This is a genomic window from Pseudozobellia sp. WGM2, from assembly GCF_017810075.1.
In the GTDB taxonomy this organism is placed as follows: Bacteria; Bacteroidota; Bacteroidia; order Flavobacteriales; family Flavobacteriaceae; genus JADNYK01.
This window is the reverse complement of the sequence record NZ_JADNYK010000003.1, coordinates 351,525-365,506: the sequence shown is the minus strand read 5'-3', so window position 1 is coordinate 365,506 and position 13,982 is coordinate 351,525. Positions and strand designations below refer to the sequence as shown.

Below are 13,982 nucleotides of genomic sequence, written 5' to 3'. Positions count from 1 at the left end.
TATTTAAAGCCCGCTGAAAATGGTTATTGTACATTTTTGATTTTCTATTCTGATTGAGCGTTTTCTATTGCTTGTACTATGGCATCAGCTATTTCCGGTCGGGCCCAAACCAGTTCTCTTCTATTGAAAATACCGAATTCGTCTAAATTTCCATTATCCCACCAAATAGGGCAAATACCCCTTTCTGCACAAGCTTTTGCATAAAATTCGGCATGAGCAAGACGGTCATCTGCGTTGTCGCTAAATGTAGAGCCCCATTCGCCCATTACAATGGCTCGGCCATCAGTAGCCAATTGATTATTGATTTTATCAAACTCTTGTAACAATTCGGCTCTGTCGTTTTCATTGCCCCATGTAGGGTCAGTTCCTTCAAGAGCGAACAAATAAGGGAAATAACTATGAACCGAAACAATTACATTCTCATCACCGTTCGGTATTCTATAATCGTTCAATGCTCTAGGGTCGCTACTTGCGGCATAGGTCGAAACCATAATTTTTCGGCTGGTGTTGTTTTCACCTGTTGCCCTTATGGCATCTAAACTGATTTGATGGTATTGGTTAACGACCTCTCGACCCTCGGCAGTGCCGCCCTGCCATTCTTCAGGTGATTCTTCGAGACGGGGCTCGTTAAGTGTTTCAAAAATGAGATGATAATCATACGACTTAAATCGCTCAGCTATTTGAGTCCAAACTTTTGCTAGTTGATTTTTTACCGATTCCGATTTCTCATAGGTAGGTATGATCCATGCCTCGTCATGATGAATATTGATAATCACATACATCTGGTTGTCAAGGGCAAAATTTGCAATGTTCTCTACTTTATCTAACCATTCTTTTTCAATGGTATAATCAGGAGCGGCACCCATATGAAACCTCCAGGTCACGGGTAGTCGCAAGGTCTTAAAACCCTTTTTGGCAATTTCATCGATCATTGCCTTAGTGGTCAAAGGGTTGCCCCAGGCAGTTTCGTCAGTGTTTTCGGTATCCATGGCGTTGCCAAGATTCCAACCGGCCCCCATGTCGAGTACAAAGTCTTTTGAAGTCAGATTAAGAGTGTCAGAACTTTCGGGAGTTTGGTCGGTATCTGGGTTTTCTGAGGTATCGGGCATATCGATATCTTCGGATGGTATGACCGTTTGATTATTTTCAGATTGAGCACATGCCATAAAAAAACTAAACTTGATGCTCAAAATGATGAAAATTAGTACTGCTTTTCTCATTTGATTTGATTTTGGAATGTCTTAGAGGTAGGAGATTTTCGCTTACTGTGTTCAATATGCAACCTCTAGACCGATCGATGACTATTGTCAATCGGTCTTTAGAATATAGTTTCTAACTAGAACAAATAGTTAAAAACTAATTTAGAGGCTACTTCAACTAACACTCAACTAGTTATAGTTTTTCGAGTTTAACATATTGTACCATTACACCGTTCGTTTGATTTCCAATATCAAGAAGCACACGGGCTCCATCTGTAGTTTCTTGACCCATTACGAATTCTTTCTCATAGGTTTGATATTCCGTATCACCGGCCAACCAAACACCGCCACCACCATCATAGGCTTGCCAGCCATCTCGACCGGTACCATCACCTACAGATAGTGAGAACCAAAAATCACCTTGCCCAGGGTAAGCTTTCACGATGGTCGTAAGTTTGTACTTCGCATCTTTCTCTAAGGTTAACGAGGGTTTGAATAATTGTACATCCCATGGGTTAGCGCCGACAACAATATCTTTTGCGACTAAATTACCATCTTCGATCAATGTGTTTACCGAACCACCACCATTTTGATTGGCCTGCCAACCATCTAGACCACCAGAAAAATCTGATTCATAAATAGTTTCTGATCCCAATGATATCGAAACCGTATCTACAAAATCAGGATAGGATACTACAATTTCATTAGTGCCGGCAGAATAAACCTCTCCTTGGGCCGGAGTAGTTACAATTTCATAAATTTCAAAATCATCGCTTGAAACGATGAGGTCATCTTTGCCCGATCTAGAAAGTCTAAGCGATAACCCTTTAAGGTCAATTGTTTCCCCGTCGGTATACAACGTTTTTTCAGGTTTGGTTTCGATGGCCATTACATCAATTATTGGCCTATTTACCATAATAGGAATTGCAACCGAAACATTGGTGGAATGTGAAATCAGAATTTCAGTCTCCGAAGCGCGTAATTTGGCTTCATTTACCGGGTTTGCCATGAGGTCAAAAGCTTCAAAATTTTCAAAGGGGACTATGACTTCTTGTCCGCTCGCGATAGAAAATGTTAGCACCGTACCTTCTAAATTTAGCCTTTCCCCAACCTCGTACTCCGTATTTGTTGGTGGTGTTGTAACTGTGCCGCTCAAAGGTGCAAATGGCACAACCTGAATGGTCTGGGCTATCTCTGCCTTTGTCGATGGGTAGGTGACAATGACCTCTTCGTTTTCTATGGAAAGAATAGTTCCGTTCACGGGAGATGTTTGAATTTCTGTGCCAAAATCATTGAAAGCGACGTCGTTTTTGGTACCATCTTCTTTTACCAAGGTTACGACCATGTTCGATAAATCTAGTTCTTGACCGTTTACATAATCTTCAGTGGCCTTGGTTTTCACCTCAAGGGCGACCACATTATTGGTAACACTAATAGCTTGTATCAATCCCTTTCCTGTATCTCCGACCTTTATAGTAATTTGTTGATGCGAAAAGTCAAGCACGGTACCATCTGTAGGATCTGTGGTGATATTCTCAGCGCCAAAAGAAGTAAAAGGAATGTCTACGATACCGCCATCCCTATCCATAGAAATTACTATGTCAGACAAGTCTAACGACTCTCCCAATACATACGCCACTTTAGGCAAGGTTTTCATATGTACTGTAGAAGCGTTCTCTATCTCACCTTCATCATCGCTCTCGCAAGAAGAAAAGATTGAAATTACCAATGCCATTAATAGCAACGTAACTTTATTATGTGTAAAATTTAGAATATGTTCCATTTTCCAATTTTAGTTTAATTCAATTTCAAACTCCTCAAAAACAGCTGTTCTGTCACGAATCACTAAAGTATCTTTGACAGCATGGGTTTCTGAATTATCGGCATCCGTATAGGTGTAATCTAAATAAATAACATCTCTAGGTTTGCCTCCCCAGGTATCTCCTCCTTCAACAAACTGACCCGTACCACTTATATCGTAGGGGTCATCTTTATAGCTGGAAATTGTACAGGTATCATCGGTAAATGAAAGTTCCATATCAACATTGCCAGGGCTAGAATTCTCTCCTCTACCAATAATATTTTGTAGGTGAACTTTATTAAAGCCACTGGTCTCTACAAAAGCTATTTCGTCATCTATAGTAAATTCGGCGTTGTATTCTCTGCCTAATATGGGGGTTCCGGAGGTAATCATGTCCGTTCCCCTTCTTAGGTAGTTTCCATGAAATCGGTTCATGTATTTTATTCCGAATAACGTATAATCTTTAGGGAGGATGTCCCAATGTGCAGCATTTGCCCTGTCGAGATCAGGAATGCCTTCGAAGCTTCTACCTGAGTGTATGCTATCAATGTTGTCCGCTTGCGTGATTCGAAGTGGTATTACGTAGTTTGTGGTATTCTCTTCTCCAAAAGACAGCGAATCATTAAAAAACTCTTCGTATAACTGCACTTGAATACGCGCTTTCGTATCGCCAGGTGAAATACTGACCGGGCTTATGCTCTCAAATGTGTAATACTCGGCCGGTAAAGGCTGTACATTAGCTACATTTGTCAAGAGATCATTGTCAACTTCAAAATGAACTTTTCTTTCGTTGTCGTTAGAATATACCCCCGTCATTAAAGCCGTAATCTCAAAACGATACGCATTATCACTTTCATTGATGCCTTGGTCATAATTACCCAATATTAGGGTTCTGGCCGGTGTTTGATACGGAAAATATACAGTTTGAATCTCAAAGTCATCAAATTCAGTTTCTGAATTGCTACACGATGCCAAAACTAGGCCTGTTAATAGCGCAATGAAATATCTTGTGTTCATAAAATGAAAAAATTAAATTAACATTTTGGCCGAAGCTTAAATTTATCTCTTTATAATATATTTTACCAGCCCTGATTTTGCTCGATAAGGTTAAATCTTACTATCTCGTTTTGAGGTATTGGGGCATAGTTTGCATTAGCATTATACAATCGTGGTTCGACCAAAAATTCGGTGTATTCACCACCGTCGAATTGTAAGCCCGTAGCATCAGGTGTTGCATCGAAAATATTCCATCTTCTTAAATCGTACAGGCGATGTCCTTCAAAGCAAAGTTCTAATCGACGCTCGTTTCGAATTAAGTTTCTCATATCTTCTTGCGAGGCAATACTACTCAAGTAGGCATCTGAATTTTCAAGACCGATACCCGCACGTGCTCTTATGGCCCCCAAAATATTTCTGGCAGACATACCCTCTACGGCTTGGTCTGGACCGCCTATTTCATTTGCCGCTTCGGCGAGCATCAAAAACAAGTCGGTATAACGAACATAAATGTTTATTTTTTCGGAAGCGGAAATACTACCATCTGCACTAATATTAACATTTTGATCAAGTAGTTTTTTTAAATAATGACCGGAACGGGTAGAACGTTGAGAAACCTGATCAATACCGTCAACACCTGAACTATTGATATTGACCACTCTTCCGTTCAAATCATTACCGTTGTAAAGTATGTATCGCTGAAGTCGTGTGTCTCTATTTTCAAAAGGGTTATCGGCGTTATAATCAGGATGTGATTCTGAAAAGGGGAAACCATCTAACATAGGAAAAGCCTCCACTAAATTTTGAGATGGATTAAGTTGGCCACTGCCGTTTAAGGAAGGCGGAAAATGCTGGCTTTCTACCCATGTCTGAAAAGTGGAGGCATTACTACGCCAAAGCACTTCTGGAAAATTTCTTGTGCCAATCGGAAATTCATAAAAATTAAAATGTCCGTTAGGGTCAAGACCACCTACACCTCCGATATCATTTAATAATTCGGCAAGAATGTTCGCGGCATCTTGATAATAACCACCTTGACCGTTCATGTAGGCAGGGCTTGCAGCCAACAAATATAATTTTGCCTTAAAGGCTTTTACAATTCTACCGTTTATTCGTAAATCTTGATCTTTTCCGAATACAAATTGGTATTTATCGTCATCAGAGTCGTTATATCTTGAAGGTCTCTTTGCCAAATCTCCATCATAATCCATCGGTAAATATTCAAGGGCTTCATCAAAATCGGCTATAATATGGGTAACAGTTTCTTCAAAGCCCAGTCTAGGCGTATTGAAATCGGCATCAAATTCGTAAAACTCGGTGATATACGGAATGCCTAAGAGTTCACCCGACCTACCAATGCCACCGTGTTCTTGAAGAATCCAAAAATGTCTAAGCGCTCTAAGCGCCACTGCTTCACCATATAAACGGCCTTTAAAAAGTTCGTTGGTCTCTTCATCTCGTTTCCAAACGACCTCATCAATTAAAGTAATGAACTTGTTGGCGTACAATACATGTTCATACTGCCCCCATCTGCTGGTAAACGGCATCTGTGCATTCCATTCCCCCGTAGCCATTCTTCTATAACCGCTTAAATAATTATGAACGGCATCATCGGTCGCCACATCGGTAAATGAAAGCTGGTTTACCATATTCTCGTACGCATTGAGCAATACGCCCTCTGCAAAGGCAGGGTCAAAATTCAAACGATCCTCGCCCAATTGATTTTCATCTACCGGTTCGACCAAACTACAAGCCATGAAGGATGAGAACAAGGTGAAAAGGGTAATATTTTTAAGTATATTCTTCATTAGAAAAATCTTTTTTACATTAAAACTTCATTCTTGCCCCGAAGGAGAAATAGCGGAACATTGGATTGGAACCTAACTGTAATTGCCTGATATCCTTGTTCTTTGAAAATTCTGCCAAATTAGATACCGAAGTGAAGAGGTTAATGTCCTTCATTTTTAATTTATCTACCAGCTGATTGGGCAAATCAAATGTTAACTGTACTCTCTGTATTCTGAAGTTGTCATGACTATACATCCAATAAGTAGATGTCTTTTCAAAATTATTGGTATTTCCGGTAGATGAAAGTCTAGGGAAAGTTGCCGTATCGGCGGTAGCCTCCGTCCATCTGCCTTCAACTACTTCAGAGTATTTTGCATCGCCTTGAGGTCTATAATAATCCCCCGATAAAATTCCGTCACGCCCGAGCTCTGCAGTTAAAAGTGCAAAAAAGGTAAAAGCTTTGTACGACCATGTAATATCTGAGCCAAAACTCCATGGTGAAGCATAGCGACCGATTTGAACGATATCTTGATCGTTCACGATATTATCTCCGTTCTGGTCTTTATATTTAATATCACCTGGTTTCACCGTACCATATTGCGTAGGTAGATTTCCTTTTAAAGAACCATCATCATTAAATTCGTCTACATCGAATAAGCCCAGTGATTCAAGCCCCCATATAGCATCTACGGGAGTACCTTTTCTATTTTGATATTCATCTTGATAGACCTCGTCTACTACCGTTCTTTTAGAAGTGGTATACAGAGCCCTGGCCCCTAAATCGATAGTGGAGTTTTTTGTCTTTGTATGATAGTTAACCCCAATTTCAAATCCGGAATACTGGTCTTTATTAAAATTACTGTATGGCCTAAATGAATTATAGTAATCAGGGTACAAAGTAGAAGCCCTAATGACCTGTTCACCGATAATCGATTGAAAAACATTGGCCTCTAACCAAAACTTATTAAATAAAAGCGCTTCAAAACCTAGGGTGTAGTCCGTTCTTTTTTCAAAGTCTAAACTTGGGTTTTGACCCCTTAAAATTTTGGTAGATGCATTGTTATACCCAGCTCCATTGGTATCGCCCCAGCTGTAGCCGCCTCCTTCTTGCTGATAGATAGCATCGTATAAGAAATAGTCTTGAATACCAAGGTCTGAATACACTACACCCATTGATGTTCTCAATTTAAAGTAGTTCAGCCAAGACGATTCTTTTAAAGAAGGCTCTTCAGTTAACACATAGGCTAAGCCAAGGGTAGGAGCGAACTTTGCCCTATTACCGTCTGCGAGTTTAACAGAGTTTACATAGGCACCACTAAAGTTACCGTATATTTTTTTCTTGTAATTGTAGTTTAGGCCTAACGCCACGTGGCTGTTTTTAGCCGATTGTTGTTCAGAACGCACATAAGTATTGTTGGCAAACCCGATGAGCGACGCATCGATCGCATGGTTTTCGTTCAGTTGTCTTTCATAGTTCAACAATCCGTAAAAACCATATCTGATCGTAAATATATTGGTGTTTACGGTTTCTATTTGGTCTTTGAGGTCGTTATCTCTTACGTTGATCAAATCGATAATTTTGTTATCATCGTTCCAAGTAGGTTCGTAGACTGCATACGCATTTTGCACACTTAAGTTATACGCATTATAAAAATCGAAACTGACGTAACTTTTTGCCGAAAGGCCTTTGGCAAGTGCGCCCAAATCAAAATCAATAGCGTTGTTCACCTGGCTGATACGTGTCATATTGGTTTGGTAACCGCCAGCATAAATATCTGCAATGGCACCACCATTAAAGACTTGCGTTCCTCCTAAAAGAAAACCATCGTATTGGTTGGCAGCGTCAACGATGCCACGTAAATCAGGATTTGCTGAAAAATCTATCTCACTGATAGGTAATAAAGGGGAGTATAGGTTGGGCCTTATTGTACTGCCAGATAAATAAATATTACTACGTGAGGTTCTGTTTTTATCAATAATGGCGACTACATCTAAACTACTTTTGATCCAATCGTTTACTTTAAAATCTATGTTACCACGAACATTGAACCTTTTCGCTCCTTTGTCATTTTCTTGACTTACCGATTGAAAGCTACCGTCTGATTTGAAACCTAAGTTGATATAAAACTTGGTGTTTTCAGAACCGCCCGCAAAATCAGCTGTTACGTTGGCATAAGGCGTAAGTGGGTTAAAATTGCCATCATTATAAAAATCTACATTGGGGTATCTGTAGGGGTTCGCGCCGCTTCTATGATTTTGAATTTGTTCAGTGGAATATATTTCACCTAGACCATCGTTGGCGCGTGCCTCATTAAAATACTCCATATAGTCTGCAGAACTTAAATAATTGGGCATGCTAATAGGAAGTCTTACCCCGGTACTGGCACTAATATTAAATTGTTTTTCGGTCGAACCACGTTTTGTGGTAACAACTATAACACCATTTCGCGCCATTGCGCCATAAAGGGCAGATACATTGGCATCTTTGAGAATAGTTATCTCTTCGATTTCTTCCATATTGAGTAAATCTATACTACGCCCCGGAATACCATCGACTACGATCAAGGCATCACCTAAACCTCTTATGCTGCTACCTCCCTGTAGACCGGTCAATCTTCCGCTTAAAGCATCACGAACCCATTGGGTCGTATCGTATTTTAGAAAATCACCTGGTTTAACGGTTGATGAAGACCCTACAATATCGTGCTTTGTAGCAGTCTCGAAACCTAAATTTATATCCTCTTGTAGGTTTAATTCTAAATTCTCAGGTTGGTTTTGTATAACGACCGTACTGGTAGAATCTATAGTTTGGGCCGTTACGGTTAGGCACCAAAGCATACAGAGACATCCACTGAAAAGGAGTTTAAAAAGTGTATTCAATTGTATCATAAAGTATGGTTATTGACTAGTGGTGTAAACAGTTTTAATTACCAACCTGGGTTTTGTGGAAACCCTTCATATATTTCAGTATCGTTTTTCGGAAATGGCAACCAATAGTGCTTATCTTCAAAAACTTTGGTTCTCAAAACCCTTTCAACAAAGTTTATGGGCCTGCCTTCGGCGTTACGGTCAAAAATTATTTCTGTTTTGAGTTTGTATTTTTCTTGGGTACCTAGCTTCCACCTTCTAACATCCATCCAGCGGTGTGATTCGTATGATAATTCTACGGCACGTTCACGACGAATTTCATCCATAAAAGCATTATCACTGGTCAGATATTGAGGCTGCACATTTAAGCTTCCATCGGGTACGGCCCTTTCCCTGATTTTATTTATGGCGTCAAGCGCGGATAAATCAAAACCTGTTGGTTTACCATTAATCCCATACGCAACCAAAGCAGCTTCGGCATACATTAAATACACATCGGTCAACCGAACATGCAACCGCCATGCGAACACCCCTTGATTATCGAAATTATTGAACCCAACAGGAAACCATTTTTTAGCGACATAGCCAGTTCTAGACCCATTTCCTTTATTCGGGTAGCGGTGTGCGCCCTCTCTAAAAAACTGGGCATAACGATGCACTTCGTTCTCTCCAGTAGCTGCTCCAAGGTTTTCTACCATTTGATCCCCATCTAGTACAAGCCACTTGTAAAGCCTAGGGTCTCTGTTTTCCCAGGGATTGGCGGGGTCATAAAGTGGGCTGTCTTCACAAGACAATCCGTCACTCATTCCGAAATTATCTTGAATGTAGTTATGGGTGGGGAACGAGGCGAGGTTATTTTGCCCTATTGCCCCTAATTGCCAGTTGGTCGACAGAAAACTCTGAAACCAACCCACAGAACCTGCCTGACTGAAGATATACTCTGATGAATAGGGGTATCTGCCTTGTGTAGAATAGAATACATTTTCATATTCATCCCAAGGTATCAAACTGTATCTCGACATTTTTAGCACTTCGGCAAAGGTGTCCGCGGCACGTTTGGCCAACTCCTCATTATAATCGTATGTGCTAGCGCTATTTTGCATTAAAGGACTAGCGGCATATAAGAGATTTTTGGCCTTTAGCGATAATGCTGCGCCCTTAGTAAGCCTAAACATATTCTCTCCTCTAGATTTTAGGCCCGGTTCAAAATCAGGATCATCCCAATCAACCGGTAGCAAATCAACGGCTATTTGAAAATCTTCATCTATTCTTAATGCGGTTTCACTCCATTCAGATGGTCTTTCAATTCTCCAATCATCTTCTAAAACACGATCTATATAGGGTATACTGCCCCAGAATTTCATAATTTCATGATGAAAGAAAGCTCTGAAGAAATGAGCTTGCCCCAGAACAACATCTTTTTCAATTTGCGATGCATCGGTCATTAAGCTATCTGCATCGGCAATAACAATGTTGGCTTTTCGCAACCCTGCCCAACTACTTGGCCACAATTTGGCCCTGTCAAAGGGTAGTTCGGCATTGGTATTGGTGTTGCCGTCAAACATACTCCCCGTACCATCTCTTTGCCACTCCCAATAACGACCTTCGTCAATGGCATAGTCGAATTGCCAAGTATCGATACCTACGGCATCTTCAGCATAGCAATGAAAATGCTGCCAATGTGCCGCCGTACTGTAATCTACGATCATGGCATACATTTCTTCTACAAAGCCTTGAGCACTATCGAAATTTTTAAAGACCTCTTCTTCAGTTAATTCTGTCTCTAATGATTTATCTAGATAATCTTCACAAGAGGCGAATATTCCCAGAAAACATATTCCAAATACTAGTTTGAATATTTTACGCATTGTTTATTATATTAAAAGTTAATGTTTAGTCCGATGTTATATCTTTTGAACGTCGGATAATCACCTCGATATTGAGAAGCCGTCTCACCAGTGTTATCTTGTCTATCATCTGGCAAATCTGACCAGTAAGCCAAATCATTGCCACTGACGTAAACTTTATAACTACTTCCATTTTCGGTCTGAAAAGTGTAAGCCAATTCAATATTCTTGAGTCTGACAAAAGATGCGTCGTACCAATTACGATACGAATCTGTGCCACCCCCTGTACCCAACCATGAGGGAAGCACTTCTTCACCATTTGGGTTATCGACACTCCAGTAATCAGACTTGTATTCGAAGAACAAGGGGGTTTCAAGCATAAACGATCTATCGGTAAAGTTTTTAGTAGCATTGCTTACCCCATAAAATTGTACCATAAACGACAGGTTCTTGTAACCGGTACCTAACGAGAAGTTATAGGTATTCTGTGGTCGAACTGTGTAACCGAACGGTACTGCATCATCAGCATTAACGACTCCATCTCCATTAAAATCGATTTCATCGTAATACCCGGGCCGTCTCGTTTCTTGACTGTTTTCTTGAGGGGTGGCACCATATACATCATCCCAAGAGGTTAAAATATCACCTCTTATATTTACTCTCGGCTGGCCGATGGCAAAACCTTCTTCCTTCTGATACGTCGGTTTTAATAAGGGGTCTTCTTTATAAATAATTTCATCTTTTGCCTTGGTATAGGCAAAATTTGACCAGATATCCCAGTATTGGGTCAATTGCTTCTTATAGTCTACAGAAACTTCAATACCTTCTACTGTGGTTTCCCCAATATTGAAATCTGCCGGTTGAAAGCCAAAAAAGCTAGGTACACTTCGAGAATCGGCCGGTACGATAATATCGTGCCTATCTTCTTTAAATAAGTCGACCTCTAACGAAAGACTATTTTTCAGAACAGATAATTCAAAACCTAAATTTGCTTTTTCAGACGTCTCCCATTGTAAGTTGGGGTTACCGATTATACTCTCCATTCGAAAAGTATAAGGGGAGCGAGTACCATAAGGGTTGACATTGTTCAGGAAAGCGCTACCGCCACTCGACCATTGAGACAAATAGGCCCATCTTTCACCCGCGCTATCATCGCCGACGATACCGTACGAGCCTCTTATTTTAAGTTTATCAAGCCATGTAGCCGACTCCATGAAAGATTCGTTACTAAGCATCCAGCCTAAAGCAACTGAGGGAAACAACTCGAATTTATAACCAGGCCCATATTTTTCTGACCCGTTATACGCGCCGTTTACATCGATAAAATAACGACCATCATAATTGTACGTTGCACGTGCTACCCAATCTTCACGATATCTAGGGAACATACTACCGATTGCATATTCTTCTCTATTCATTAACATTAATACCGTAGTATTGTGTTTGTCTGCAAAACTTCTGTTGTAATTGAACGAAAGCTGATAGAATAGACGTCTACTGGTCTCCCAATCTTGTATAGCGAGACCGTTCTGCTCCCATGGGTTCAAAACAAAATCGAACTGGTTCGTGCCGACCGGGGAAACTATTTGTTCAGACCCGTCTTGATCGTAAATTTTATAAACTACATTGTCCAATCCACCCGGGTTATCTTCTACAATACCACCTTCACCCCTAAAATTGTTATCATAAGATAATCGACCGGTGAAGCTCAGGCCTTTTAAAAGAAAATCTAACTTTTGATCCAATACAAAATCGCTGTTGACCTGAACACGATGATTTTTTGTGAACCCCTTTGCCGTTAATATTACTGCAGGGTTGCTCAGTTCAAAGTTCTCCGTTATGGCTCTGCCGTAAGTGCCATCTTCGTAGATAGGCGTATATAAGTTCGGTGCCAAAGAATAAATACTGCTATACAGTAATTGTGGGTCGGCTTGGTTCGTGTTTTGTAGACCGTAGTAACCGGAAAGGTTTACCGATAACCGTGTTGTCGATGTTATATCGAAATCAATATTACTTCTGTAATTAAAACGGTTATAATTAAAATTGGTCTTATAATCCCTTCCGTTATCGAAACCACCAGCGTCAAAAATATCGCCTACGTGTTGATATGACAGAGCTCCGAAATATTTAACCGATTTCGTGCCACCTGCAATGGAAAGATTTAATCTGTAATCGGTCGCAAAATCTTTTTGCATGGCATCTACCCAATCAATATCTGGATAAATACTTCTTTCTAAATCATTTGCCGGGTTTCGGTATTTTTCAATAATGTCGACAGGAGTATAATTTCGCCAGGCTTCCTCACGCACGGGCACCGTTCTTTCTATAGCCTCATTGGCGACAAGCAAACTATTGTAAGAATCATATTTTTCAGGAATTCGAGAAAGTGTTTTAATAGCGGAACTCGCCGTTAGGGAAAGTTGGGCCTTACCTTCTCTACCTCTTTTTGTTGTAATAAGTATTACTCCATTGGCTCCTTTTACTCCATATACCGCAGTAGCCGAAGCATCTTTTAAAACGGAGAGGCTTTCAATATCGCCCGGGTCGATATCATTCATGCTACGCTCGATACCGTCTACTAGAATTAAAGGTTGCCCGCCTCCATTCCAAGAACTTTGACCTCGAATGAATATTTGCGGAGATTCATCACCCGGTCTACCTGTAGAGGAAACAGTTGTCACACCCGGCAATCTGCCCGTAAGTGCTTGGCCAACTGTCGATACACCACCAGACTGCATAAGGTCAGCACCTGAAACTTGGGCAATAGAACCAACAACACTCTCTTTGGTCTGCGTGCCATAACCGACTACAATCACCTCATCTAACTCAGAGGCTTCACCAACCATTGCGATATCTATTTCTGTTCGCGAGTTTACTTTAACGGTTTGCCTGGCATAGCCAATATAACTTATAATTAAAGTTGCGTCTTCAGGTACATCGATGGAATAGTTGCCATCAAAATCGGTCATTACACCTTTTGTCGAGCCTTGCAATAATATACTGGCTCCAATAATAGGCAGTCCCGTATCGGCCTCAGTTATATTACCCTTTACTGTAATAAGGTCTTGTGGATAATCGCTTGCTGCAAGTGTAATAGGGAAAAACAAAACAACTGTAATCAATAGCCTGACTTTTACAAAAAAATCAAAACAAGATACAGCCTGTTTTGTACAAAGAATCCGTTTTTTCATACCGCGGTGGTGTGGGTTGATATTTTTTAAAATGCTATAAACAATAAGAGGCGTCGCAAGCACCTCCCGTTCCTGATCATATATTTCACAATAGCTAGAAATTAATGGTTAGCGAAATTTGAATTGAAATTTCAAGTTACATCCTGTAATTCACAGCATGTCAATTTCAGCTTTGAATAATTATGAATTTGGAATTGTAAATGTTAAAAAAAAATTAAATAAACAAAAACAGGAATGATGCCACGCAACACTCATTTGATGCGAGTTTTATTCATTTGAAGCGGATTGCAAC

7 protein-coding genes are annotated in these 13,982 nt (G+C 40.3%); all 7 read right to left on the bottom strand.

From position 1 onward, the window contains the following. Positions 1–44: 44 nt before the first annotated feature. Complete coding sequence (locus tag IV512_RS08485) at positions 45–1,220, bottom strand: glycoside hydrolase family 5 protein (protein WP_209402363.1); 1,176 nt, start codon at positions 1,218–1,220, stop codon at positions 45–47. A gap of 172 nt (positions 1,221–1,392) precedes the next feature. Next, positions 1,393–2,982, bottom strand: a complete 1,590-nt coding sequence (locus IV512_RS08480) for a carbohydrate binding domain-containing protein (protein ID WP_209402362.1) — start codon at positions 2,980–2,982, stop codon at positions 1,393–1,395. A gap of 9 nt (positions 2,983–2,991) precedes the next feature. Beyond that, entirely contained in the window at positions 2,992–4,017 is a 1,026-nt protein-coding gene (locus IV512_RS08475) for a DUF5627 domain-containing protein (protein ID WP_209402361.1), read from the bottom strand. Positions 4,018–4,079: 62 nt separating this feature from the next. Then, entirely contained in the window at positions 4,080–5,804 is a 1,725-nt protein-coding gene (locus IV512_RS08470) for a RagB/SusD family nutrient uptake outer membrane protein (protein ID WP_209402359.1), read from the bottom strand. Between the two features lie 19 nt (positions 5,805–5,823). Further along, complete coding sequence (locus IV512_RS08465) at positions 5,824–8,673, bottom strand: SusC/RagA family TonB-linked outer membrane protein (RefSeq protein WP_209402357.1); 2,850 nt, start codon at positions 8,671–8,673, stop codon at positions 5,824–5,826. Positions 8,674–8,711: 38 nt separating this feature from the next. Continuing rightward, positions 8,712–10,520 carry a RagB/SusD family nutrient uptake outer membrane protein gene (locus tag IV512_RS08460; protein ID WP_209402355.1) on the bottom strand — a complete coding sequence of 603 codons (1,809 nt, stop codon included), beginning with the start codon at positions 10,518–10,520 and terminating at the stop codon, positions 8,712–8,714. 11 nt (positions 10,521–10,531) lie between these two features. Continuing rightward, complete coding sequence (locus tag IV512_RS08455; protein ID WP_209402353.1) at positions 10,532–13,690, bottom strand: TonB-dependent receptor; 3,159 nt, start codon at positions 13,688–13,690, stop codon at positions 10,532–10,534. Between the last annotated feature and the right edge of the window lie 292 nt (positions 13,691–13,982).